A 25,824-nucleotide genomic window follows, 5' to 3' on the forward strand; every position below is an offset into this window, starting at 1 on the left:
AGAGGATGCAACGGTATTTTAGTTCACTTCCATTTATTAATAACCGATTACTTATTTCAGGTGATGATGCTAAACATATTCAAAAAGTTATGCGGATGCAAGAAGGTAATTCAATCATCATCGTTACGGAAGAGGTTGCATATAAGGCTGTCATTATCGGCTTTGAAGGACAAGATGTTCGAGTTGAAATGATTGAAGGTCCTTTAAAGAGTAATGAGTTACCGAAAAAAATCACGATTTGTTGTGGTTTACCAAAAGGTGAAAAACTCGATTTAATTACACAAAAAGGCACAGAACTTGGTATGGATGAGTTAGTTCTTTTTGATGCAGAACGATCAATTGTAAAATGGGATTCTTCAAAAGGTCTGAAAAAGCAGCAGAGATTGCAAAAGATCGCGAAAGAAGCTGCAGAGCAATCACACCGAAATAAAATCCCTCAAATTAGTGAAATGTTATCATTTAAGCAACTACTCAGTATGTCGTCAAAATACGATTGTCTTTATGTAGCTGATGAAGAAGAGGCAAAACTGACCGATAGAAAAAGACTGGTTGATCAGTTAAAAGAAGCGTTGAATTTTGATTCAATACTTGTCGTCTTCGGTCCAGAGGGTGGCTTGTCTAGAAAAGAAATTTCTGAATTACATGAGAAGGGGTTCCATTCCATTTCTCTTGGTCCTCGGATTTTAAGAGCTGAAACGGCTCCTTTATATGTTCTTTCAGCAATTTCGTATGAATTGGAATAGCAAAGGTTTTCATTAATTTTTACTATATGATTTAAATACCTTTCTACGATAGGGAAAGATATGCATGTAGACGAATATAAAGTGTTGATTTTCATTGCGACGGAAGCTTTCCGGGGGGCATGGCTTTAGCCGCTTCCCTCGCGAGCTCGGTCCAGGGTCTAAAGCTCCTGCTTTTCCCCTCGGAGTCGCCGTCTCCAATCCAATCAACGGTAATCCTTGTAAAAAATACATGTATGTTCCTAATCGAATTAACACTTTTACTTTTATTACAACTGCATGTTAAAATGAAGAGGTACGGACAACTTCCGAAAGGGTGAAACTAATTGACTAAAAATATCGCGTCAATGATCGATCATACATTATTAAAACAAGATGCTACAAAACAACAAATAGAAAAACTATGTGCAGAAGCGAAAGAATATGTATTTGCTTCAGTATGTGTTAATCCAACATGGGTAAAGATTTCTGCTGAACTATTAACTGGAACTCCAGTAAAAGTATGTACAGTTATTGGTTTCCCACTAGGTGCATCAACTCCTGAAACAAAAGCGTTTGAAACAAAGGATGCTATTCAAAATGGTGCTGGAGAAATAGATATGGTCCTAAATGTAGGAGCATTAAAATCTGAAGATCTTGCACTAGTAAAGCGTGATATTGAAGCTGTTGTAGAAGCGGCAAAAGGTAAAGCAATTGTAAAAGTAATTTTAGAAACTTGCTTACTAACAAAAGAAGAAATAAAAGTAGCGAGTCAACTTTCTAAAGATGCTGGTGCGGATTTCGTTAAGACGTCTACTGGTTTTTCTACAGGTGGGGCAACAGTAGAAGACGTGACATTAATGCGTGAAGTTGTTGGACCTGACCTTGGCGTTAAAGCTTCTGGAGCAGTTAGAAGCCTTGAAGACGTTGAAAAAATGATTGAAGCAGGAGCTACTCGTATTGGAGCTAGTTCAGGTGTACAGATCATGCAAGGTTTAACTTCAAATTCTGACTATTAATTAGATATACCGTATTGACCTAATTAAGAGTTTACGATATAATTCTAGAGTACATGACACTAGGTCGTGTATTGATGTGTGTTCGGAGGGAGGGAAAGAGAGATGTCAAAAACTGTCGTTCGCAAAAACGAATCGCTTGAAGATGCTCTTCGTCGCTTCAAACGTACTGTTTCTAAAAGTGGTACAATTCAAGAGGTAAGAAAACGCGAGTTTTATGAAAAACCAAGTGTAAAACGTAAAAAGAAATCAGAAGCTGCGCGTAAACGTAAATTCTAATTTTCGACTTACCAATATTTTGCTCATGATTTTGAAGAAACAAACGTAAAGCGTAACAGAAATCAGAAGCTGCGCGTAAACGTAAGTGGACAAATTCCCATATTCCCTGCGTTCTTAACACGTACTACTTGATGACTAAGAAAGCCTATATGTAAGCCAGAAAATCTTTTTGATTTTCTGGCTTATTTTATTGGGATAAAAAATGTGTAAGGTTGATTTTAATCTATAAATTTATTGTGAAATAAATGAATCTTTTTATCTATTCATCCGTACATACTAATGGACGACGTTTTGTCATAAAATAAGGGGGATCATTATGAAGAGGACTCGAGGTATAAGTGGAATATTACTGCTCGTTATGTCTTTTTTATTGTTGTTACCAAGTTTGCCCGTAAATGCGGCCGAAGTTTATCGCATACCCATACAAAACGAAGTTGAAAAAGGGTTATATGCTTTTCTTGAACGAGCTTTTGACGAAGCAGAAGAAGCTGGAGCGGAACTGGTTATATTAGATATTGATACACCAGGAGGCTTTGTAGATTCTGCAGCAGATATTGCAAAGTTAATGGATGAAACTTCGTTACGTACAATAGCATATATCCATGATGATGCGTTGTCTGCTGGTGCATTTATCGCGTTGCATGCGGACGAGATCTATATGTCTCCAAATGGTCGAATAGGAGCTGCTGCAGTAATCGATGGAGCAGGAAATGCTGCTGAAGTCAAAGCGAAAAGTGCTTGGTCGACCTCGATGATAACAGCTGCTGAATCATCTAAAAGGGACCCTCAATATGCACTCGCTATGGCGGATGACTCTGTAGATATGCCGGAATATCGGGCACCTAAGGGAGAGCTTTTAACTCTTTCAGCTAAAGAAGCATTGACGGTGGGATACTCTGAAGGAACTGTTAACTCATTCGACGAGTTATTAGAGAAGCTCAGCTTATCAGATTCAACAATTGTCTCAGTTAATGAAACATTTGCTGAAAAAGTGGCGAGGTTTATAACAAACCCTATTATTGTGCCAATTCTATTATCAATTGCTAGTCTAGGGTTGATTGTTGAATTGTATTCCCCAGGTTTTGGAGTAGCAGGATTCATGGGTCTGAGCGCAATAGGTTTATTCTTCTTTGGACATATGGTTGCAGGTTTAGCTGGGTATGAATCATTAGTGCTATTTATAGTTGGTGTTGGATTTGTTATTGCAGAGTTCTTCTTACCAGGTGCCATTGCTGGTATAATAGGACTAGCACTAATTATTGGTGGTATAATTCTTGCGGGAGGAAATGTGATTCACATGGGTATTTCTGTGTTGATTGCATTATTGGTCGCAATAGTGGGAATGGTGATTATCATGAAATTCTTTGGAAAGAATTTAAAACTTTTCAACAAGATTATTCTTACAGACGCAACCGACACGGAACACGGTTACGTTTCGAATGTAAACCGTGTAGAATTACTCGGAAAGTTTGCAGAAAGCATGACACCTCTGCGTCCTTCTGGAACCATTATGCTTGACGGTGAAAGAATAGATGCTGTAACTGAGGGTGGCTATGTTGATCGTGGAAAAATGGTGAAAATCATTAAAGTCGAAGGATCTCGTACAGTGGTTAGAGAAATGAAAGAAGGGGAGGAATTAGTATGATAGAAGGCATTACAACAGGCACAATCGGTATTATTTTATTGGTTGTTGCTGCATTTATATTACTAGCAATATTCTTTACATTTGTACCAGTTGCATTATGGATTTCAGCATTAGCTGCAGGAGTTCGCATCAGTATCTTTACATTAGTAGGTATGAGGTTGCGTCGAGTAATTCCATCTCGTATTGTGAACCCATTAATTAAAGCACATAAAGCGGGTTTAACGGTTACAAATAATCAACTGGAAAGTCATTACTTAGCTGGTGGTAACGTTGATCGTGTTGTGAATGCGTTGATTGCAGCTCATCGCGCAAACATTGAATTACCTTTTGAACGTGCAGCGGCTATTGATTTAGCAGGTCGTGACGTTTTAGAAGCCGTTCAAATGTCTGTAAATCCAAAAGTTATTGAAACGCCATTTATTGCTGGTGTAGCAATGGATGGTATTGAAGTGAAGGCGAAAGCACGAATTACAGTGCGTGCAAATATAGACCGTTTAGTTGGTGGTGCAGGTGAAGAAACAATCGTTGCTCGTGTGGGTGAAGGTATTGTATCTACGATTGGTTCGAGTACTAATCACAAGAAAGTCCTTGAAAATCCTGACATGATTTCACAAACTGTTTTATCAAAAGGCCTTGATTCGGGTACGGCTTTTGAAATCTTATCGATTGATATTGCGGATGTAGATATCGGCAAAAATATCGGTGCTGAACTTCAAACTGAGCAAGCAGAAGCTGATAAGAAAATAGCGCAAGCAAAAGCAGAAGAACGTCGTGCAATGGCTGTTGCAACTGAGCAAGAGATGATTGCAAAAGTACAAGAGATGCGTGCGAAAGTTGTTGGAGCTGAAGCTGAAATACCTTTAGCGATGGCAGAAGCTTTGCGCGAAGGTAATATTGGCGTAATGGATTATATGAATTATAAAAATGTTCAAGCTGATACAAGCATGAGAGATTCAATTAGTAAAATTGGCAAAGATAAAACGCAGAATGATATCACTCAAGACTAGTAGTGATTATTAACCCTTGAAGGAGGGATGAGACATTGGAAGGAATCATTTTTGCAATCATTATGCTGGTAATCGGTATGATTACTAAAGGTAAAAACACTGAGGATACAGATGGCAAAACTAAACCCTTTATGTCAAAACCCCTGGATCAGAAGTCTGCGAGAAGAATAGAAGATTATGCAAAAGAAGTGTTTCAAGAAGTACAGAAGCAAAGGTCGCCAAATCGAGAGAGTTCTCGTCAAAGTCTACCAATGTCACCGCCGGTTGAACGAACTCAACCAGCAATGTCTGAAATCAATCCAACTAAAGTGGTCGAAGACACTTCTAGAAAATCAACTGGAAGATTATCTGTACATCAAAAAACTAAAACAGTGCGTAATCAGAAAATAGCAGCACCATCTTTGTTACCTAAAACAGGTCATGAAGTGATTCAGGCCATTGTGTTTTCAGAAATATTAGCTCCACCAAAATCTAAACGTTAACTCATGACCTTCTTCTTTTCAGCATAAGCTGAAGATAAGGAGGTCTTTTTTTGATTAATCAACACTTAGAGCTGATTCCAATTATACAAATGGAAAATTTTCAACATTTATCTTTTAAGGGACCTTTCGAATTACTCCAGTTAAGCGATGATTCAGGTCATTTTCATGGTGAAGGATTTGATATATTCCTCAAAGCTGGAGAAATCCGAGTCCTTTCAATGAATCGAAGCGAACTAAGGATTGAAGTTAGCAACATTCAACATGTAGAAATTAGAAAGAGCAAAGATAATGGGTAAAAAAATTTCACAGAAACGGTTAATTGTTTGTCGTGTGAAAAAAGGACCTCGTGTTTTTACATTTTTACAAGCACTAAGAGAACAGCAAGTTGACATAATTAAATTATCATCTAACGAAGAAGAACTGAAATTCTCCTTTCATGAAATTCACTTAAAAAAAATAAAAAACATTAGAAAAAAATATGGTATTAAGTTGAACATGTCTCGTCCTGATGCCATTCATATTATTCAATTTCAAACCTATATATGGCTAGGAATAATGCTGTTTATTCTAGTTCCATACTTGTTTTCTCATGTAGTTTGGGAAGTAGGAATTGAAGATGTTTCAGAAGAACGAAAAGCAAAAATCCAATCCGAGCTACTAAAATTAAATGTAAAAGAAAAGACTCTTAAAAATGACATTCCAAGTGATGGAGAAATAAGACAATCTTTACTAGCGAACAATAAAGATTTATCTTGGATTCACATTAATCGCAAAGGCAGTTCAATCCATTTTGAGGTAGTTCCTGCTCCTGTGAATGAAATTAAATATGCGCCAAAAAAGACGCCTTCTGATTTGATTGCAACGCGCAAAGGGGTCATTACTTATTACGATTTGCAATCAGGTGAGAGAGTGGTTCAAATTCATGAAACAGTCCAAAAAGGAGATTTACTGGCTTCAGGAATCATTAAACAAGGAAACATAGAAAAAGTAGTAGGTGCTGAAGGTAGAGTATTTGCTGATTACTGGATGGAAGTCTCGTTTGAATTACCAAAAACAATCAAATATAAAGAATTAAAAGGAAAAGAAGTAACATTTTTAAACGTGAAACACGCTTGGAAAGTTTATAATGAAAAACGTTCTATACCTTCGTTTGTTCAATTTTTAAGAAATGTTTTTAAAGTGAATACGCATTTGATATATGAAAATAAAACCCAAATCGTAGATGAGGAGTGGATTCAAAATTCATTTTTACCATTGCTTCAAATAAAATCTAATGCTTCATTATCATCAAATGGTCAGATTAAACAGGAAAAGATTTTACACATTGCCTGGTCAAATGATAAAGTAAAAGGGAAAGTACTGTATTACATAAATGATAATATTGCACAAAAACGACCGATCCACCAAGGAGACTGAGCATGCAGGAAGATCAACTGACAGAATTACACGTTCAAGACCCTAATGAGGCAATTCAGTTATTGGGGATATCTGATGGAAATATGAAAGTAATTGAACAGGAACTTGATATTCAAATAATTACTCGCGGCGAATCCATACGAATTACGGGTGATCCATCAAAACAAAAAATCGGTAAACAACTGATCGAACAATTACTTTTGGTGATACGTAAAGGTATAAATATAAATCAACGTGATGTGAGTACTGCAATTGAAATGAGTACGAATGGAACGCTAGAATATTTTTCAGAACTTTACGATGAAGAAATTGCGCGCAATGTAAAAGGGAAATCAATAAGAGCAAAAACAATTGGACAACGAGAATATGTTCAAGCTATTCGTCATAAGGACTTAACATTCTGTATTGGTCCAGCAGGAACTGGTAAAACCTATTTAGCTGTTGTACTCGCCACTCAAGCCCTAAAAAATGGTCATGTTAAACGAATTATTTTAACTCGTCCAGCAGTTGAAGCAGGCGAAAGCCTTGGTTTTCTTCCTGGAGATTTAAAAGAAAAGGTAGATCCTTATCTTCGCCCATTATATGATGCTTTGCATGAAATTTTAGGAACTGAACAAACAACTCGATTTATTGAAAGAGGGACCATTGAAATTGCTCCTCTTGCATATATGAGGGGTAGAACTTTAGATGATGCCTTTGTCATTTTGGATGAAGCTCAAAATACAACAAAAGCTCAAATGAAAATGTTTTTAACACGCCTCGGTTTTGGATCTAAAATGGTTATTACTGGGGATAAAACACAAATCGACTTACCTCGTGGAGCCGAGTCTGGTTTAATTGTAGCTGAAAAAATACTTGGTCACGTAAAAGGAATCCACTTCCAAATGCTCGAACAGGGAGATGTAGTCCGTCATCCATTAGTGGCAAAAATAATACAAGCATACGAAGAACAGCCGTCTGAATAAGGACCGCTGTTTTTCTTTGTTTTAACTAATTAGTATTTATTGGTAAAATAATGATATCAATTAAAAAGTTACGTGAATCTAATCCCTTATGTTCTTCGTATAAGGATGAATGAATGCTATTAAATGCATCAATGAAAAATTTAGATTTATAAAGTGTGATAAGTTTGAATATTCTTGGTAAACTAGTAGCTAGAGATTGAGGTGACTTAATGCAAACCTGGAATAAAAAAATACAAGGAAAGATTGGGTATCGAACTTTTACATTCTCTGCCCTTATTCTTACAGGTATTATTGTCTATTTACTAATGTTGACAGGTGTCAGTCCAGAAAAATATGACATTACTTTATTACAACCTTCAAATGAAACGATTCGATCGGTGAAAACTGTAGAAGATCCAATTAAAACGGAAGAAGAACGTAACCGAATTGCCTCAGAAGTAGAAAATGTATATCAGTTTTCTGAACAAAGTGGTGAAAAAAGTGCAGCTCTTGTTACGTCAATTTTTGATTTAATTCAAGATGTCAAAACTTCAGATGCATATGATTCTGAATTAATGGAAGAAAACATTTCACAAGTCCGAGAGAACTTAAGTGTGCTAGGAACAGAAGGGGAGGGTCTCCGTTTCTCAGATGAAGCAATAAGCTCTCTATTATTAATGGAAAACAATGACTTGATGGAATTACGAAATTCAGTAACTTCTTCCGTATCGTTGATCATGAGTGAGCCGATAAGAGTAGAAGAAGTGGCAACGGCTAAAAATGACATTGAACGACGGTTAAGAGGAGATTTATCGATTCCCGAGAATGTTTTGCCTACCGTCGTATTTATTGGTAGATTTAGCATTGTTGAAAACGAAGTTCTTAATAAAGAATTAACTGAAGAAAGAGTTGAACAGGTAAAGGCGAGTGTGGAACCGACGAAAATTTTGCAAGGACAAGTTATCGTTCGTGAAGGACAAATTGTTGATCGAGAAATATATCGTCAGTTAAAACTTGTCGGCATGTTGGATAATCAGTCTTCGTTAAAACCTGCAATTGGGTTATTTTTATTTATAGCATTATGCATGTGGTTATTTTATGTCCAATTAAAAAAATGGAATGCTGATAAAGATGAAAAACAACGCGTCCTAATTGTGTCTATGCTGATTTTTATCCTATCTGTGACAGGTATGAAATTAATAAGTCTCGTGTCAGAGAATTTTGATCTTACGATTGCCTTTTTATTTCCCACCGCTCTAGCTCCTATGTTAGTTCGATCATTAATAAACGAACGATTTGGTGTATTAATGGCATTTTTAACAGCTGCAGTGGCAGGTATTATCTTCCAAGAAGGCTACTCTTCTGTGCTACAAATGGAAATCGCTTTGTATATTTTGTTTGGTGGATTAGCTGGACTTTATGTCATTCAAGGAATAGATAAGCGGTCTCATTTGCTTCAAACGAGTATGGCCGTTGCTGTTGTGAATTTAGTGTTCATGGCATTTTATCTACTAATGAATCAAACGGTGTATGGGTTGTCTGAGTTATTATTTTATGGAATCGCAGCATTTACGTCTGGTTTGTTGTCAGGTGCTTTGACGATTGGGCTATTACCTTTTTTTGAGTCTGCTTTCGGACTAATATCAGCCATGAAATTAATTGAATTATCCAATCCAAATCATCCGTTATTAAAGAAAATATTAACGGAAACACCAGGGACTTATCATCACAGTGTCATGGTAGCTAACTTAGCTGATGCAGCATGCGAATCGATCGGTGCAGATGGATTATTAGCTCGCGTAGGCTGTTATTATCATGATATTGGCAAAACGAAACGCCCTGGATTCTTTATAGAGAATCAGATGAGTCACGCAAATCCGCATGATTCTCTTCCCCCTGAAACGAGTAGAGATATTATCCTTGCTCATGGTACAGACGGTGCGAATATGCTTCAAAAACACAAGATGCCAAAAGAAATTGTTGATATTGCCGAACAACATCATGGTACAAGTCTGTTAAAATATTTTTACATCAAAGCGAAAGAAGAAGGCCATGACATTAATGAAGCAGACTATCGATATGCTGGTCCGAAGCCTCAAAAAAAGGAAACGGCAATCATTTCGATTGCTGATAGTGTCGAAGCAGCTGTTCGTTCGATGAAAGAACCTACTCAAGAAAAGATACAAGGAATTGTGCATGCCATTATTAAAGATAAATTACACGATGGTCAATTCGATGAATGTGATTTAACGATCAAAGAATTAAAAACGGTTGAACGAGTTCTTTGTGAGACGTTAAACGGAATTTTCCATTCTCGTATTGAATACCCACAATAAGGAGGCAACTTATGCATTTAGAATTAGATTTACTTGACGAAACTGAATCATTATCAAAAGAAACGTTAGAACTAATTGAACGCATGCTTAATCATGCTGCTGTTTCAGAAGGAATAGAAGAAGGCAGTGAGCTTTCTGTAAGTTTCATTACCAATAACAAAATCCAAGAGATTAACCGTGATTACCGTGGAAAAGATATACCTACGGATGTCATTTCCTTCGCAATGGAAGAACTCGGAGAGGGAGAAATGGAGATTCAGGCAGTTGGTGCACCAAGATTACTCGGTGATATTTTAATATCAGTAGAACGGGCAAAAGAGCAAGCCTCAGATTATGGGCATAGTTATGAAAGGGAAATTGGTTTTTTAGCAGTTCATGGTTTCCTTCATTTGCTCGGATATGATCATATGGAACCAGAAGAAGAAAAGGAAATGAACGAGAAACAAGAAGAGATCTTGCTGTCTTTTGGATTGAGTCGTGATTTGGATGAAAAGCAATAATTTCTTCGACTCATTTGGCTTTGCATTTCAAGGATTTAAACAAGTTATTAAATATGAACGAAATTTTCGTTTTCATTTATTAGCAACTGTAGTCGTGATATTTGCAGGCATATTGAGCAAAATAACTTTAGTTGAGTGGACGATCATTGTGCTTTGCATCGCTGGAATGTTAAGCCTTGAATTAGTAAATTCTGCATTAGAACGTGTCGTAGACTTAGCTTCACCTGAGGTTCATATTTTAGCTAAGCATGCAAAAGATATGAGCGCTGCTGCTGTTCTTGTATTTGCCTGTGCAAGTGCTATAATCGGAATACTCATCTTTTTACCAAAGTGGATGGAAATATTTAATTGAGGTGTTTGAACGATGGATAAAATGCAAGTAATGGAAGAATCAAAAATCGCACGCGAAAACGCGTATGTCCCATATTCGAAATTTAAAGTTGGTGCAGCAGTATTAACGAAAGACGGGAAAATTTATCATGGGTGTAATATTGAAAATGCAGCTTATAGCATGACGAACTGTGCAGAACGTACAGCTATGTTTAAAGCTGTTTCAGAAGGAGTTCGTGATTTTGCCTCAATAGCAGTTGTTGCAGACACAGACGGGCCTGTGTCGCCTTGTGGAGCATGCAGACAAGTCATTGCGGAGTTCTGTGAACCTAATATGCCTGTTTACTTAATCAATTTAAAAGGCGATGTTCAAGAAACAACGGTAGCAGAATTGTTACCTGGAGCATTTTCTCCGGAGGATTTAGCTTATGCAGGAAGCAAATAAAGGGTACAAATCCGGCTTTATCTCAATCATTGGACGTCCGAACGCAGGGAAGTCGACTTTTTTAAATCGTGTAATCGGTCAAAAAATCGCCATTATGAGTGATAAGCCCCAAACAACTAGAAATAAAGTTCAAGGTGTTTTAACAACTGATAAAGAACAAATGATCTTTATCGATACACCTGGAATAAATGAACCTCGACACAAATTAGGGGACTTCATGCTGAAAGTTGCCAAAAATACACTTCGTGGAGTGGATGCAATTCTTTTAATGGTGGATGCAACGGATCGTATTGGTAAACAAGATCGTTATATTTTAGAAATGCTAAAAGATAACGAAACGCCTGTATTTTTAGTTATGAATAAAATTGACTTAATTCACCCAGACAAATTGCTAAGCGTGATTGAATCTTTTAGAAAAGAATACGATTTTGCAGACGTATTACCAATTTCAGCTTTAGAAGGAATAAATATCGAAAAACTTCTTGGTGTTTTAAGCAACCACTTACCAGAAGGTCCTCAATATTACCCGGCTGATCAAGTAACAGATCATCCTGAACGTTTTATTATTTCAGAGTTAATTCGTGAAAAAGTTTTGCATTTAACACATGAAGAAATACCTCATTCTATTGCGGTAGTGATTGAAAAAATTGCTAAAGATCCTGAAAAAGATATGATTCGCGTAAACGCAACAATAATGGTTGAACGCGATTCACAAAAAGGGATTGTCATTGGTAAAAAAGGAGCCTTGCTAAAAGAAGTTGGTGTTCGTGCACGTAAAGACATTGAAATGCTTCTTGGATCTAAGGTGTTTTTAGAAATTTGGGTAAAAGTACAAAGGGATTGGCGCAACAAATCTACTCATTTACGTGACTTTGGTTTCCGCGACGACGAGTATTAAAGAAAGGCGTGTTGTTCAGTGCTAAATCGAGTAGAAGGCATTGTCTTAAAAACACGTGATTATGGAGAAACAAATAAAATTATTACACTTTTATCAAGTGAAACGGGTAAAATTACTGCGATGGCAAGAGGTGCTAAAAAACCTGCAAGTCGGTTAGCTTCCGTTACACAACCTTTTACTCATGGGTCTTTTTTGATACAGCAGGGGAATGGGATGGGGACTATCCAGCAGGGAGAGCAAGTCGAATCGTATCGGCATATTCGAGAAAATATCGAAGCGACAGCTTATGCCAGCTTTATTGTGGAACTAATTGATCGAGCAGTAGAGGACCGAACTCCACAGGCAGCTATTTTTAATTTATTGAAAAATTCTTTACATGCTATTTCCGAAGAATATGACCCGGAGGCAATTGCGTTGTTTGTCGAGTGGAAAATGTTACCCGTAACGGGTATATATCCAACCTTACACGAATGCGCAAACTGTAAAGCGACTGATGGAGAATTTGCATTTTCATTTCAACAAATTGGTTTCCTTTGCCATCGTTGTTTTGAAATTGACCCGTATATAATTCGTTTGACACCATCACAAGTTAAGTTAATTCGAACATTTTACACGGTTCCAATCGATCAAGTAGGTAAGCTTACGCTAAAAAAGGAAACCAAAATGTTTATCAAAAAAATAGTTCGGACCATTTATGATGAACAAACAGGAATACGCTTAAAATCACGTTCCTTTTTAGATCAACTTGAACGAACTCCGCTTCTATTTTCTAAAAAAGAAACGCCAGATCAGTCTCCTAAATCGGAAGACTGACCTGGCGTTTTTTGTTGTGAAGATTAAAATTCTAAATGTTTCTCAATGTAAGCTTTTACCTCTGTAATTGCCATACGAGTTTGTTCCATAGAATCACGATGACGAACTGTTACTTGGCCATCTTCAACCGAATCGAAATCGTACGTAATACAGAAAGGTGTCCCAATTTCATCTTGACGACGGTAGCGTTTACCGATGGATTGAGATTCATCGTAATCAACCATGAAGGATTTACTCAAATCAGCAAAAACTTCGCCAGCACCTTCAGCTAATTTTTTCGATAGAGGTAAAATAGCTGCTTTCACTGGGGCAATTGCAGGGTGGAAACGTAAAACCGTACGCTTGTCATCTCCTTCTAATTGCTCTTCAGCATAAGCATCACATAAGAATGCTAGTGTCACGCGGTCCGCACCTAATGACGGTTCGATACAATAAGGGACATAGCGTTCATTCGTTATAGGGTCGATGTAATTAAAGTCTTCTCCAGAGTGTTCCATATGACGTTTTAAATCAAAATCAGTACGGTCTGCAATGCCCCAAAGCTCACCCCAACCGAATGGGAATTTATATTCAACATCAGTAGTTGCTGACGCATAATGAGATAATTCATCTTCATCATGATCACGTAATCTCATATTGTCTTCGTTCATGCCTAAGTTTAACAACCAGTTCTTACAATATTCTCTCCAGTAAGAGAACCATTCTAAATCCTCACCCGGTTTACAGAAAAATTCAAGCTCCATTTGTTCAAATTCTCTCGTACGGAATGTGAAGTTACCAGGAGTAATCTCGTTACGGAAACTTTTACCGATTTGAGCAATACCAAAAGGCATTTTTTTACGCATAGAACGCTGTACATTTTTAAAGTTCACGAAGATTCCTTGGGCTGTTTCAGGGCGAAGGTAAATATCATTTGATGATGATTCGGTAACACCTTGAGAAGTTTTGAACATTAAATTAAATTGACGAATACCTGTGAAGTCTTGAGCGTCACATTCTGAACATTTAATATCGTGTTCTTTAATAAGTTCTTCCATTTTCTCGAATGATAACCCATCGACGATCATCTCAATGCCTTTTTTATCTAAGGCATCTTCAATGATTTTGTCTGCGCGATGACGGGCTTTACATTTTTTACAATCAATCATCGGGTCGTTAAAGTTTCCAACATGACCTGAAGCAGTCCACACTTTTGGGTTCATTAAAATGGCTGCGTCAAGACCTACGTTATAAGGAGACTCTTGAACAAATTTACGCCACCATGCTTTTTTAATATTATTTTTTAATTCGATACCAAGAGGACCATAATCCCACGTATTTGCTAAACCACCATAAATATCAGAGCCAGGAAATACAAATCCTCTATGTTTAGCTAAACTAACTACTTGTTCCATTGAAATTGACATTAAAATCCCTCCAAAAAATAAAATAAGCACCCATCCACCGGACATTGTTACATGTCCGGGGACGAGTGCATAATACCCGCGGTTCCACCCCAGTTGATTGCAAAAAGCAATCCACTTTCATAAATCATGACTCCGAGACGCCTTTTCAAGTTCGTTTGCAGACTTTCACCGACACTGCTCGCTATGTATAGAACCTTACTTATTTTCTCATCTTCGTCTTATTTAATTGCTTCTATTGTATCATAATAAAATCATTTTCGCTACATGAGCTAGGCACTAGATAACCGTACTTAATTAGTATATAATATTGAACATTGAGTATAACACTTTTTGAGGCGGTGAGTCCGATCGAACTCAATAAACGTCAGGAAGATATTTTACAAATCGTTAAAGGCAATGGTCCCATTACAGGTGAACAAATTGCAGAGCGATTACATTTAACAAGGTCTACATTAAGACCAGATTTAGCCATACTAACAATGGCTGGTTTTTTAGATGCAAGACCACGCGTAGGTTATTTCTATTCTGGTAAAAAGACAGGTCAAGCTGTCAAAGATAGTATGATGAATATGAAGGTTCGCGACTTTCAATCGATTCCGGTTGTAGTGGCTGAAGATATGACTGTGTACGATGCGATCTGTCAAATGTTTTTGGAAGATGTCGGCACATTATTTGTTGTAGATAAGAATGCTTACTTAACGGGAGTGCTTTCTCGAAAAGACTTGCTTCGAACAAGCTTAGGTCAGCAAGATTTAAACAAAATTCCTGTTCATATTATTATGACGAGAATGCCTAATATTACATTTTGCTTTAAACACGATTCCTTAATTCATGCAGCAAAAATGTTAATTGATAAACAAATTGATGCTTTACCAATCGTTCATGAACATTCAGATGGGTATGAGGTAATTGGTAGATTAACTAAAACGAATATAACAGGTGCTTTTCTGTCGCTTGCAGAAAATCATGATATTTGAGGTGATGAATAAAATGAAGAGACTCAATATATTTATTGTTTCTGACTCAGTTGGGGAAACTGGAGAATTAGTTGCAAAAGCAGCCGTTAGCCAATTCCGACCTGGGCTACAAGATACTTCTTTAAAGCGTTTTTCTCATATTGAAACTTTTGATCACTTGAAAGAAATAATGAATTTAGCAAAAGAACAAAACGCAATGATTTTATATACGCTCGTAAGAAAACAAATGCGTTCTTATTTATTGAATGAATCAGCTAAAATCGGGATTCGTTCGATTGATTTAATGGGTCCATTACTCGATACACTTGAAGATGATTTGTCTGAGACTCCTTTTGAGGAACCAGGCTTAGTACGAAAATTAGATGATGATTATTTCAAAAAAATAGAAGCGATTGAATTTGCGGTTAAATATGATGATGGCAGAGATCCTAGAGGACTTCTAAAAGCAGATATTGTTTTGGTCGGTGTATCACGTACTTCTAAAACACCTTTGTCTCAATATTTAGCTCATAAAAGATACCGTGTAGCTAACGTGCCGTTAGTGCCTGAAGTGGAACCTCCAGAGGAACTTTTCTTAGTTGACCCAGCTAAATGTTTTGGTTTAGTCATCTCGCCAGATAAATTAAATTCAATTAGAAAAGAACGTTTAATCGCACTAGGGTTAAATGATGATGCTAATTACGCTAAACTTGATCGAATAAAACAAGAAATAGTCCACTTTGATAAAGTTGTCTCAAAAATTGGCTGTCATGTTATTGATGTAACTAATCGAGCAGTTGAAGAAACGGCTAATCTTATTCTCAGCAAGATTCAGTAAGTTTAAACCATCCCGGTTAGGGAGGGTTTTTTCTTTTGATTTCAAATAAATAGATAGATTTTTCATAAAAAACGTTTTATAATAAAAAATTGTGGTAAAAATGTTTAAGAACGAGGTTTTTTAAAGAGAAATTCTATTTTTTTGTCGAATCTTGCAGGATTTTCATCGGTTATCTCGAATTCAATACTTAGACTACAAAGATGGTGATGAAAATATGCAACGAATTCCTGAAGAAATGATCGAACAAATCCGTTCGGCTAACGATGTAGTCGATGTTATAAGTGAATATGTACAGTTAACCAAACGCGGTCGAAACTGGTTTGGTTTATGTCCTTTTCATGGGGAGCAAACACCTTCCTTTTCTGTAACACAAGATAAGCAAATTTTTCATTGTTTTGGTTGTGGTGCTGGAGGCAATGCGATTACTTTTGTTATGGATATTGAACAAATTCCGTTTCAAGAAGCAGTTAGCAAATTAGGTGCCAGAGTCGGAATAGAATTAGAAGTTGAACCATCTACAATTCCTGTGGAACCTGTTTCAAAAGAAGAAAGTCATATGAAAGAAGCCCATACATTTGCAATGGACTATTATCATCATCTTCTTTTAAATACAGAAGAAGGCGAACAAGCTCTTCATTATTTAGAAGAAAGAGGATTTTCGAAAGCTCTTATTGAACAGTATGGTATAGGGTGGGCTTTACCAGGATGGGATTCCTTAACGACTTTATTAGCTCGTAAGGGTTTTGATCTTGCAGAGATGGAGAAATGTGGCCTTATTATTCGAAAAGAAAATAAGGATGAATATTTCGACAGGTTCAGGGAACGAATTATGTTCCCTATAAAAAATGAATTTGGACACGTAATAGGCTTTTCAGGAAGAGTTTTAAAGAATGATTCTCAAGACGCAAAGTACATGAATAGTCCAGAATCTCCTATTTTCCAAAAAAGCAAAATTTTGTACAACTTAGATGTAGCCAGACCAATCATTCGAAAAAAACGCAAAGTCATTGTGATGGAAGGTTTTATGGATGTTATGGCTGCAGCAAAAGCGGGTATAACTAATACGGTAGGTACTATGGGTACTTCTTTGACGCAACAACATGTTAGTAAGTTGAAACGACTAACAGATTCCGTCACCATTTGTTATGATGGAGACTCTGCAGGCTGGGAAGCTGCTAAACGTGCTTCCGAATTGTTAATGAGTGAGAATGTCAAAACTGAAATTGCTTTGTTACCGGATCAATTAGATCCGGATGATTATGTGAAAACATATGGCCCAGAAGCTTTTCAGACTCAAATTATAGACCGTCCTCATGCTTACTTAGCATTCATGATGATGGCAGCTCGCAAAAATAAAAACTTCCAATATGAAAATGATACACTTCAATATGTTCAAGAAGTGTTAGAACATTTAATAGTGAAGTCTTCACCACTTGAGAGAGATTTATATATAAGACAACTCTCTAAAGAAACCAACATTTCTGAAGATGCTATTTATCAGCAATTTAGAAAAATCGAAGGCAAATCTCTGAGACAGCAATCCAAACCATCTTCTAAAAAGATGGAAGAGATGACACCTGTTAAAAACAAAAAGTTACAAGCAATTGATCGAGCAGAGAAATTATTACTTTCTCATATGCTACATCAAGCAGAAATCGTTGATCAAATACACCAAGATCACGGATTACATGTTTTTATACATGATCCTTATGAAGCAATATTTGTACGTCTCATTGGTTTTTATGATGAATTTGCTCAGGCAGATACACATCGATTTCTTGAAACCTTAAATGACAATGAGTTACGTAAATTAGTGATGGAAGCAACGTTGACAGAACGAGATCCTGAGCATGCTCGGGAAGAGGTTTCTGACTGTCTTCGTCAAATAAATAAGCATCGTATAGAGCTTCAAATACAATTGAAAATGCACGAATCAAAAGAAGCTGAAAAACTTCAAGATATGAAACGCGCACTAGAGATTGCCAGAGAAATTATCGATTTGAAAAAATCGTTATCAACATTGTAAATTGATGTGGTTTAAAAGGAGGAAGACTTATGGCGGACAAGTCTGAACGTACAAAAGAGGTCGAGACAGAGGTTACATTAGAGGAAGCAAAGAAATCTCTTGTTGAAACAGGTAAAAAAAATGGCGAATTAACTTTTGCTGACATAGCTGAGAAATTATCCGTATTTGAGTTAGAATCCGATCAAATCGAAGAATTTATTGAACAGCTTGAAACGAAAGGTATTGAACTTGGTCGTAAAGATGGCGACGAAGAAGATTTAGAAAAATTAATGAAAAAAAGCTCGGAAACTGAAACATTTGATTTAAATGATTTAAGTGTGCCACCAGGTGTTAAGATTAATGACCCTGTTCGCATGTATTTAAAAGAAATCGGTCGTGTGGATTTATTATCAGCCGACGAAGAAATTGAATTGGCAAAACGCATCGAAAATGGAGATGAAGAAGCTAAGAAACGTTTAGCTGAAGCCAATTTACGATTAGTTGTAAGTATCGCAAAACGTTATGTTGGTCGCGGTATGCTTTTCTTGGATTTAATTCAAGAAGGGAATATGGGTTTAATTAAAGCTGTTGAGAAATTTGATTTTAGAAAAGGCTTTAAATTTAGTACCTATGCAACTTGGTGGATTCGACAAGCTATCACTCGTGCGATTGCTGACCAGGCACGTACGATTCGTATTCCAGTTCACATGGTAGAAACCATTAATAAACTTATTCGTGTTCAAAGACAATTACTTCAAGATTTAGGACGCGAGCCTTCTCCGGAAGAAATTGGGGAAGAAATGGAATTACCAGCAGAGAAAGTTCGTGAAATTCTTAAAATTGCTCAAGAACCAGTTTCGCTTGAGACTCCTATTGGTGAGGAAGATGACTCACACTTAGGCGACTTTATTGAAGACTCGGATGCTCAATCACCTTCAGATCATGCTGCATATGAACTCCTTAAGGAGCAGTTAGAAGACGTTTTAGATACGTTAACTGATCGTGAAGAGAATGTTCTACGTTTGCGTTTTGGTCTTGACGATGGAAGAACTCGAACGCTTGAAGAGGTTGGAAAAGTATTTGGCGTAACGAGAGAACGTATTCGACAAATCGAAGCAAAAGCTTTACGTAAACTCCGTCATCCTTCTAGAAGTAAGCGATTAAAAGACTTTTTAGAATAAAAACTTGAGACATCCTGTAAAAGGATGTCTTTTCTTTATGTCATGAAATGGTATAATCGTAAGTAAAAAGCTCTCAATTAGAGGGGTGTCAATCTGAGTACACATAGAAAAGAAATCATATTAAATGAAATACAGTTTTGGAAACATAATTCCTTGCTTCCAGCACATTATTGTGACTTTTTAACAGCACTTTATGCACAAGGTGAAACAGATCTAGAGCTTGAAAATAAACAATCAAAGTCCTTACTAGCAAAAGAAAAAAAGGGGAAAATAATTCAACTTCTTTTCATCTTAGGGTTACCCATAATCACTTTAGTCATGTTATTTGTCATGGACACTTATGTTTGGATTCCATTTATAATCGCCAGTATTCTTGCCATTATTCTATTAATTAGTGCGGTAAAACTATCTAGGAAGAAAAAATTTTTAATCCCTTTTCTCTATATTAGTAATGCTCTCATCATTTTAGGGCTGTCATTTAAAATTTGGCTAAGCTATTTTTCTGAAAATCCTTTTATTCTACTAGGATTAGTAGCGTCTAATTGTTTAATGTGGCTAGTTTCAGGACTTTTATTGAAATTACCTTATTTCACATTATCCGGCGCAGTCGGCTTTATATTAGTCATTCTGTTTCTATTTTTCTCTTGAAAAATCGGTCGTCCAATAGGATTGACCGATTTTTATTTTGTATGTTTGAATATTTCAGATATAATGAATAATGTAAACGTTTTAAAAATTAAAGGGGTTGAAATAAGTGAATTTTGATTTATCGCAAGAACATCAAATGATTCGCAAATCCATGCGTGAATTTGCGGATAAAGTCGTTGCACCAGGAGCGATAGAGCGTGACCGTACGAAAGAATTTCCTAAAGAAATATTTAAACAATTAGCCGACATGGGGATGATGGGCTTACCTTTTAGTGAAGAGTACGGTGGTGCTGGAGCTGATACAGTTAGTTTCGCAATCGTAACGGAAGAATTAAGTCGTGCGTGTGCTTCAACAGGGATTACATATTCTGCTCACATTTCGTTAGGTGGAGCTCCACTAAACTTATTTGGTACAGACGAGCAAAAACATAAATACTTAACACCAATTAGTACGGGTGAATCATTTGGAGCATTTGGATTAACTGAACCAAATGCAGGTTCAGATGCTGGTGGCACTCAAACACGTGCAATTGAAGATGGCGACGATTTCATCATTAACGGCAGCAAAGTATATATTACGAATGCTAGTTACGCAAAACATTTAGCTATTACTGCAATTACAGATATTAAAGATGGCAAAAAAGAAATCAGTGCAATTATTGTTCCGACTGATGCAGAAGGTTTTAAAGTAATTGATAACTATGAAAAAATGGGCTTACATGCATCAAATACTACAGAATTAGTGTTAGAGAATGTAAGAGTTCCAAAAGCTAATCTTTTAGGTAAGCGTGGGGAAGGCTTCCGCCAGTTTCTTGTCACTTTAGATGGTGGGCGTATTGGTATTGGGGCAATGGCAGTTGGTATTGCACAAGCAGCCTTTGACAAGGCATTAAAATATTCAAAAGAGCGCAAGCAATTCGGTAAGTCCCTTTCAGAGTTTCAAATTACTCAATTTAAATTAGCTGATATGGCTATGAAGATTGAATTAGCTCGTACGATGGTTCATAAAGCTGCTTGGTTAAAAGACCAAGGACGTCCATTTACGAAAGAAGCATCAATGTGTAAGCTATATGCATCAGAAATTGCTATGCAAATCGCAGATCAAGCAGTTCAAATTCATGGTGGGTATGGTTACATGAAAGAATATGAAGTAGAACGCTATATGCGCGATGCGAAATTACTTGAAATTGGTGAAGGAACTTCAGAAGTTCAACGTATGGTTATTGCACGAGAAATTGGTTGCTAATATTCGGGAATTTGTCGAAATTGGCACAATCATTAAAAACAACTGTGTAAACACTTTTCGTTTTTAGAGGAATGCAGTACAATAACTATGTTGACTGATTCTATTTTAGAAAAAGAATGAGCGAAAAGAGGGAGGTTTCACAATGCAAAAAAATCCAATAGTTCCTTTCATTTTAATTTTTGCTTTCGGGATTGGACTAATTTTCTTCCTATCAATTATGGGTGTAGAGAAAAAAGCTGAAATTGCTGAAGGTCATGAAGAAGGCGGAGCTAAAACAGAAGAAACTGAAGGTGATGCTTCAGAATTTGACCCTGAAGTTGCTCAAGGTAAATGTATCGGTTGTCACGGCGGCGATTTAAGTGGTGGCGTTGGACCTGCTTTAGTTGGTACTTCATTATCAAAAGAAGAATTAACTGAAATCATTACAAATGGTAAAGGTTCAGGTATGCCTGGTGGTCTATTACCAGGACAAGAAGAGCAAATGGCTGAATACATTTTAACATTGAAATAAGAAATCTCCCCTTATCCTTTTAAAGGACAAGGGGTTTTTTCATGTTTGTGGTACAATTTCATATAGGAAATCTGTCTAAAAAAGTGCTATTAATAGGTTGGCATTTGTCTAAAGTCTACCTTCTCCAATACATATTAAAAAGAACAGCATTTCATAGAACTTATTAAAATAAAAACCTATACCAGTTTTCAAAGTCTAAGTAAAAGAAAGGGGAGAATTTCGTTGAACGCACAACGACTCTCAGAACGTTTATCAAGAGTTGCGTATTATGTTCCAAAAGCATCTATTGTAGCTGATATTGGAAGTGATCACGCATACTTACCTTGTTATTTAATTCATAATAATCTCGCTTCAAAAGCGATTGCTGGTGAAGTGGCAAAAGGGCCATATGATTCTGCCTTAGCTCATGTAAGGGAAGAGCAATTAGAAGAGTCTATTTCAGTTAGGTTTGCCAATGGACTGAAAGCGATCGAAATTGAAGATACGGTTGATACAGTTACGATTGCCGGGATGGGTGGACCTTTAATCGCAACCATCTTAAATAATGATTTGAATCGATTAGCTACAGTTAAACGTCTTATTTTACAACCAAATATCCATGCGAAAGCGATCCGAGATTGGGCGATCACAAATGAATGGAAGCTTATTGCTGAAGATATTTTAAGAGAAGATAATAAAATTTACGAAATATTAGTCCTTGAAAAAGGTAAAATGTCTTTAACACCAAGTCAACTTCTTTTAGGACCATTCTTAATGGAATCAAAAAAAGAGGTATTTCTTTCTAAATGGCAAAAAGAATCACAAGAATGGACAAGAATTCTAGAAGCCATTCAAGATGCTGAGGTATCTCAAGAAGTGAAAATGAAAAAAGAAGAACTGGAAATGAAATTACAAATTGTAAAGGAGGCTATATCAATTTGAAAAAAGTAAATGGTCATGAATTGATTCAACTATTTGAGTCATGGTCACCGAAAGCTTTTGCACTTGATGAAGATCCTGTTGGTTTACAAATTGGTCAGTTGAATAGGTCCGTCAATCAAGTTCTTGTCACATTAGATGTCACTCCTGAAGTTGTACAAGAAGCAATCGATAAAAAATGTGAACTAATTATTGCACATCATCCTCCGATTTTTAGACCATTAAAAAACCTTCGCACAGACACTTTTACAGGGAAGATTGCTGAGCTTTGTTTAAAGCATGATATAACGGTATATGCAGCCCATACGAATTTGGATGTTGCTCAAGGTGGGGTAAATGATTTATTAGCTGAAGCATTGCAACTACAAAACATTCAAATTCTTGAAGAGACATATTCTGAAAAACTTATGAAATTAGCTGTATTCGTGCCAGAAAGTCATGCAGAGATGTTAAGAGAGGCATTAGCATCAGCCGGAGCAGGTCAAATAGGGAATTATGATAGTTGTAGTTTTTCAACAAGTGGAGAAGGTAGATTTCAACCATTAAACGGAGCGAATCCGACGATTGGTCAAAGGGATCGTTTAGAAACGGTAAATGAAGTAAAAATAGAAGTGGTTTTTCCCTCTTCAAGAGAGTCTAAAATTGTTAAAGCCATGAAAGAAAATCATCCATATGAAGAGGTAGCATACGATATTTGGCTCCTTGAGACTAAGACCAATCTTCAAGGAATCGGACGTATTGGTATACTGTCAGAAAAAATGGAGTTGGCGTCTTTTGCAAAGCTTGTCAAAGAAAGATTTTCCGTGCCCTTTGTTCGAATGGTGGGGGATTCAAAAACGTTTGTTCATAAAGTGGCTGTTCTTGGCGGAGATGGGAATAGTTATATTCATAAAGCAAAAAGAGCTGGTGCAGACGTCTTTGTTACAGGAGATATGTACTTCCATATTGCCCAAGATGCACTAGCCGCAGGTTTATCCATTGTTGATCCTGGACATCATGTTGAATCAATTATGAAAAAAGGTGTGTCTGAAAAAATGAATGAACTATGCATAAGTAAAAATTTTGAATGCACATTTATTCCTTCAACTATTTCCACGGAACCTTTTCAAATTATATAAAAAGAGGGTATCCAAAAAGTTGGATACCCATTTTGATTGAAGAATAATAAAAATGATGATTTCCATTGCAGCGGACGCTTTTCGCGGGCAAGACTTCAGCCGCTTCCCTCGCGACGCTCAGTCCAGGGTCTTCAGTTCTTGCTAATTCCGATGGAGTCGCCGCTTCCATTTCAATCAAACAGAAATTTTGTGAATATGAAGATAATAAATTTTTATTCTTATCGGTATATACACATTCGATTTTACGACTCTGTAATTCGAAATCGGAAAATATTCAATGTATGATAATGAACTTCTAAGGAAGAAAACAACTGTGTCAAGTACTTTTAAATTTGGGTAAGCGGTCATGCCTAATAATAACTGCTACTTTAAGCATGATTCTGCAAACTATTTTAGCAGGGTTGTGGTTGGCAATTTCTGAAGACTCTAGCGGAAAAACGAAACACGCTAGACCCCACAGGCAACGAATTGTGCACAATTCGTTTGCGACGAGTAACCGCAGGAGCATAGGGTTTTTTTTAACAGCCGAGGATGCTGGCGTTTCGTCCGCGGAAAACGAAAGAAATAGCCAACCACCTTCATTTTCAATTCAGTGCAATATGCAAAAGTCTAATTTTTGTCCTTCTATACTTTTGTCTACAGTCTTAGAGGCTATCCAAACTAATTGGATAGCCTCTAGTTTGTTATGAAATAGGATATGGTTCGATTCGGTCTACTGGTTTAGGTGTTTTTATTTTAGGTAAAATTTTATCAATACTTACTGTTCGAGCTAGACTATGTGTTTCAGGGTTAAGTGGATCATACTTTTCTAAAAATTGAACCACTTCTTTAACAATTGGAGTTGGTGTTGAGGCACCAGCCGTTACCGCAATATTATCAATACCTTCAAGCCATTCAAGTTTAAGTTCTGAAAGGTCTGAAATTCGATAAGAAGGGGTGTTGGCAATTTCTTCAGACACTTGTGTTAAGCGATTTGAATTATTACTCAAGGGATCTCCTACCACGATAAGAAGTTGAGCAGCTCCAGCTTGTTCAGCTACTGCTTCTTGTCGTACTTGAGTTGCTAAACAAATTTCTTTATGAACTTCGATATGTGGGAACTTGGCTTTTAATTTTTCCATTAAAGCTGCAACGTCCCACTGGCTCATTGTCGTTTGATTGGTTACGATTAATTTGTCAGCAACAATATTTAATTGTTCAACATCTTCAATCGTTTGAACTAAATGGACAGCGTTTGGTGCAACACCAACCGCACCTTCAGGTTCAGGGTGTCCTTTTTTCCCGATGTAGATTACATGAAAACCTTCATTGGTTTTTTCTCGAATTAAATCATGCGTTACAGTTACGTCGGGACAAGTTGCATCGATTGATACTAACCCTTTTTGTTTGGCTAATTCACGAACTTCAGGTGAAACTCCGTGAGCTGTAAAGATGACAGTTCCACCATCAACTTTCTCTAATATTTCTTTTCTATTATCACCATCTAAAGTGATAATACCATCTCTTTCAAAGGCATCTGTTACATGTTTATTGTGAACAATCATTCCTAATATATAAATAGGTCGTGGTAGTGATTGATCCATCGCAGCATTACGAGCGATTACCATGGCATCTACCACTCCGTAACAGTATCCACGGGGTGAAATTTTGAGTACTTGCATAGTGATTGAGCACTCCTCTCAAGAGTAATACTTCTATTATAACGGAGAGAAGAGTTTAATTCAAAACTCATACAGGTGGTTGGAAAATACGTGGTTGAGATGCACCGTTTGCTAGTGTGCTAGCGGCATTAGCAACACTTCTAGCTGCTGAAGCGTTTGACGCTACATCGGGCATGTTTTGAAAGCCTCTATAGATTTTCCAAAGAGCGGGAAGGTTTTGAACCATAGGTGCTACTTGCTTGACCATGGGAGTTAATTGTTGGGCTGTTGACATGAACCTTTCAGCGGTTTGTAAGTATTGTTCCATTCGTGAAGGTAATCCGCCACCGGGAATTTGAGTTTGTGGTGAATTTGAAAATCTATTATTTCCAAAGCCACCAGGCCTAATGGGAGGACCTCCTGAGAATCGATTTTGGGGAAAAGAAAATGGATTTTGAGGTTGTTGATATTGTCCTTGAGAAAATGGGTAAAATGATTCGTAACGCATAATATCCTCCTTTCTAAAT

General features: G+C 36.9%; 27 protein-coding genes. 24 read left to right on the top strand and 3 right to left on the bottom strand.

From position 1 onward, the window contains the following. Nucleotides 1-5 precede the first annotated feature (5 nt). The 15 genes from AC3EA5_RS04745 (at nucleotide 6) to recO (ending at nucleotide 12,830) form a co-directional block, all read left to right on the top strand. Complete coding sequence (locus tag AC3EA5_RS04745; protein WP_488607284.1) at nucleotides 6-743, top strand: 16S rRNA (uracil(1498)-N(3))-methyltransferase; 738 nt, start codon at nucleotides 6-8, stop codon at nucleotides 741-743. Between the two features lie 323 nt (nucleotides 744-1,066). Continuing rightward, entirely contained in the window at nucleotides 1,067-1,738 is a 672-nt protein-coding gene (gene deoC, locus AC3EA5_RS04750; protein ID WP_488607285.1) for a deoxyribose-phosphate aldolase, read from the top strand. Nucleotides 1,739-1,840: 102 nt separating this feature from the next. Continuing rightward, nucleotides 1,841-2,014 (top strand): 30S ribosomal protein S21, encoded by a 174-nt coding sequence (gene rpsU, locus AC3EA5_RS04755; protein ID WP_016426884.1) that lies wholly within the window; start codon nucleotides 1,841-1,843, stop codon nucleotides 2,012-2,014. 316 nt (nucleotides 2,015-2,330) lie between these two features. Continuing rightward, complete coding sequence (locus AC3EA5_RS04760) at nucleotides 2,331-3,659, top strand: NfeD family protein (protein WP_488607286.1); 1,329 nt, start codon at nucleotides 2,331-2,333, stop codon at nucleotides 3,657-3,659. Continuing rightward, a complete protein-coding gene (gene floA, locus AC3EA5_RS04765; protein ID WP_488607287.1) occupies nucleotides 3,656-4,666 on the top strand; it encodes a flotillin-like protein FloA in 1,011 nt (336 codons plus the stop codon). Before AC3EA5_RS04760 ends, floA begins: the two co-directional genes overlap by 4 nt. A gap of 35 nt (nucleotides 4,667-4,701) precedes the next feature. Further along, nucleotides 4,702-5,148, top strand: coding sequence for a hypothetical protein (locus AC3EA5_RS04770; RefSeq protein WP_488607288.1), 447 nt, complete (start codon nucleotides 4,702-4,704; stop codon nucleotides 5,146-5,148). Between the two features lie 50 nt (nucleotides 5,149-5,198). After that, nucleotides 5,199-5,444 (top strand): hypothetical protein, encoded by a 246-nt coding sequence (locus tag AC3EA5_RS04775; RefSeq protein ID WP_488607289.1) that lies wholly within the window; start codon nucleotides 5,199-5,201, stop codon nucleotides 5,442-5,444. Continuing rightward, nucleotides 5,437-6,564 carry a sporulation protein YqfD gene (locus AC3EA5_RS04780; protein WP_488607290.1) on the top strand — a complete coding sequence of 376 codons (1,128 nt, stop codon included), beginning with the start codon at nucleotides 5,437-5,439 and terminating at the stop codon, nucleotides 6,562-6,564. Before AC3EA5_RS04775 ends, AC3EA5_RS04780 begins: the two co-directional genes overlap by 8 nt. A gap of 2 nt (nucleotides 6,565-6,566) precedes the next feature. After that, nucleotides 6,567-7,529: a PhoH family protein gene (locus tag AC3EA5_RS04785; protein ID WP_394187701.1), complete on the top strand. Its 963-nt coding sequence runs from the start codon at nucleotides 6,567-6,569 to the stop codon at nucleotides 7,527-7,529. Between the two features lie 209 nt (nucleotides 7,530-7,738). Next, entirely contained in the window at nucleotides 7,739-9,844 is a 2,106-nt protein-coding gene (locus AC3EA5_RS04790; RefSeq protein ID WP_488607291.1) for an HD family phosphohydrolase, read from the top strand. Nucleotides 9,845-9,855: 11 nt separating this feature from the next. Further along, nucleotides 9,856-10,344, top strand: a complete 489-nt coding sequence (gene ybeY / locus AC3EA5_RS04795; RefSeq protein WP_488607292.1) for an rRNA maturation RNase YbeY — start codon at nucleotides 9,856-9,858, stop codon at nucleotides 10,342-10,344. Further along, entirely contained in the window at nucleotides 10,331-10,696 is a 366-nt protein-coding gene (locus AC3EA5_RS04800) for a diacylglycerol kinase family protein (RefSeq protein WP_488607293.1), read from the top strand. Before ybeY ends, AC3EA5_RS04800 begins: the two co-directional genes overlap by 14 nt. Nucleotides 10,697-10,708: 12 nt before the next feature. After that, on the top strand, nucleotides 10,709-11,119 hold the full coding sequence (locus tag AC3EA5_RS04805; protein WP_488607294.1) for a cytidine deaminase: 411 nt from the start codon (nucleotides 10,709-10,711) through the stop codon (nucleotides 11,117-11,119). Further along, the gene (era, locus tag AC3EA5_RS04810) at nucleotides 11,103-12,017 is read left to right on the top strand and encodes a GTPase Era (RefSeq protein ID WP_488607295.1); all 915 of its coding nucleotides are present in this window, start codon (nucleotides 11,103-11,105) and stop codon (nucleotides 12,015-12,017) included. Before AC3EA5_RS04805 ends, era begins: the two co-directional genes overlap by 17 nt. 18 nt (nucleotides 12,018-12,035) lie before the next feature. Further along, nucleotides 12,036-12,830, top strand: coding sequence for a DNA repair protein RecO (recO, locus tag AC3EA5_RS04815; RefSeq protein WP_488607296.1), 795 nt, complete (start codon nucleotides 12,036-12,038; stop codon nucleotides 12,828-12,830). 23 nt (nucleotides 12,831-12,853) lie between these two features. On the opposite strand, the gene AC3EA5_RS04820 is transcribed toward recO, so the two are convergent. Continuing rightward, nucleotides 12,854-14,236, bottom strand: coding sequence for a glycine--tRNA ligase (locus tag AC3EA5_RS04820; RefSeq protein WP_394187708.1), 1,383 nt, complete (start codon nucleotides 14,234-14,236; stop codon nucleotides 12,854-12,856). A 338-nt stretch (nucleotides 14,237-14,574) separates the two neighbouring features. On the opposite strand from AC3EA5_RS04820, the gene ccpN reads away from it, so the two are divergent. From ccpN to AC3EA5_RS04865, 9 genes are all read left to right on the top strand, one after another. Next, a complete protein-coding gene (gene ccpN, locus AC3EA5_RS04825) occupies nucleotides 14,575-15,213 on the top strand; it encodes a transcriptional regulator CcpN (protein ID WP_394187709.1) in 639 nt (212 codons plus the stop codon). A gap of 13 nt (nucleotides 15,214-15,226) precedes the next feature. Beyond that, nucleotides 15,227-16,030, top strand: a complete 804-nt coding sequence (locus AC3EA5_RS04830; protein WP_488607297.1) for a pyruvate, water dikinase regulatory protein — start codon at nucleotides 15,227-15,229, stop codon at nucleotides 16,028-16,030. A gap of 214 nt (nucleotides 16,031-16,244) precedes the next feature. Then, entirely contained in the window at nucleotides 16,245-18,056 is a 1,812-nt protein-coding gene (dnaG, locus tag AC3EA5_RS04835) for a DNA primase (protein ID WP_488607298.1), read from the top strand. Between the two features lie 29 nt (nucleotides 18,057-18,085). Continuing rightward, nucleotides 18,086-19,216 carry an RNA polymerase sigma factor RpoD gene (rpoD, locus tag AC3EA5_RS04840; RefSeq protein ID WP_394187712.1) on the top strand — a complete coding sequence of 377 codons (1,131 nt, stop codon included), beginning with the start codon at nucleotides 18,086-18,088 and terminating at the stop codon, nucleotides 19,214-19,216. Between the two features lie 153 nt (nucleotides 19,217-19,369). Then, a complete protein-coding gene (locus AC3EA5_RS04845) occupies nucleotides 19,370-19,864 on the top strand; it encodes a hypothetical protein (RefSeq protein ID WP_488607299.1) in 495 nt (164 codons plus the stop codon). A 106-nt stretch (nucleotides 19,865-19,970) separates the two neighbouring features. Then, nucleotides 19,971-21,110, top strand: a complete 1,140-nt coding sequence (locus AC3EA5_RS04850; protein WP_394187713.1) for an acyl-CoA dehydrogenase family protein — start codon at nucleotides 19,971-19,973, stop codon at nucleotides 21,108-21,110. 142 nt (nucleotides 21,111-21,252) lie between these two features. Then, nucleotides 21,253-21,621 (top strand): cytochrome c550, encoded by a 369-nt coding sequence (gene cccA, locus AC3EA5_RS04855; protein ID WP_488607300.1) that lies wholly within the window; start codon nucleotides 21,253-21,255, stop codon nucleotides 21,619-21,621. 222 nt (nucleotides 21,622-21,843) lie between these two features. Next, the gene (locus tag AC3EA5_RS04860) at nucleotides 21,844-22,542 is read left to right on the top strand and encodes a tRNA (adenine(22)-N(1))-methyltransferase (RefSeq protein ID WP_488607301.1); all 699 of its coding nucleotides are present in this window, start codon (nucleotides 21,844-21,846) and stop codon (nucleotides 22,540-22,542) included. Next, nucleotides 22,539-23,657, top strand: coding sequence for a Nif3-like dinuclear metal center hexameric protein (locus AC3EA5_RS04865; protein ID WP_488607302.1), 1,119 nt, complete (start codon nucleotides 22,539-22,541; stop codon nucleotides 23,655-23,657). The genes AC3EA5_RS04860 and AC3EA5_RS04865 overlap by 4 nt, the downstream gene beginning before the upstream one ends. 683 nt (nucleotides 23,658-24,340) lie before the next feature. Here the strand turns inward: AC3EA5_RS04865 and AC3EA5_RS04870 are convergent. Together AC3EA5_RS04870 and vrrA are read right to left on the bottom strand one after the other, a co-directional pair. Then, nucleotides 24,341-25,318 carry a 4-hydroxy-3-methylbut-2-enyl diphosphate reductase gene (locus tag AC3EA5_RS04870; RefSeq protein WP_488607303.1) on the bottom strand — a complete coding sequence of 326 codons (978 nt, stop codon included), beginning with the start codon at nucleotides 25,316-25,318 and terminating at the stop codon, nucleotides 24,341-24,343. 67 nt (nucleotides 25,319-25,385) lie between these two features. Beyond that, nucleotides 25,386-25,805, bottom strand: coding sequence for a VrrA/YqfQ family protein (gene vrrA, locus AC3EA5_RS04875; RefSeq protein WP_488607304.1), 420 nt, complete (start codon nucleotides 25,803-25,805; stop codon nucleotides 25,386-25,388). Nucleotides 25,806-25,824: the final 19 nt, after the last annotated feature.

This window comes from Paenisporosarcina sp. (assembly GCF_057785155.1).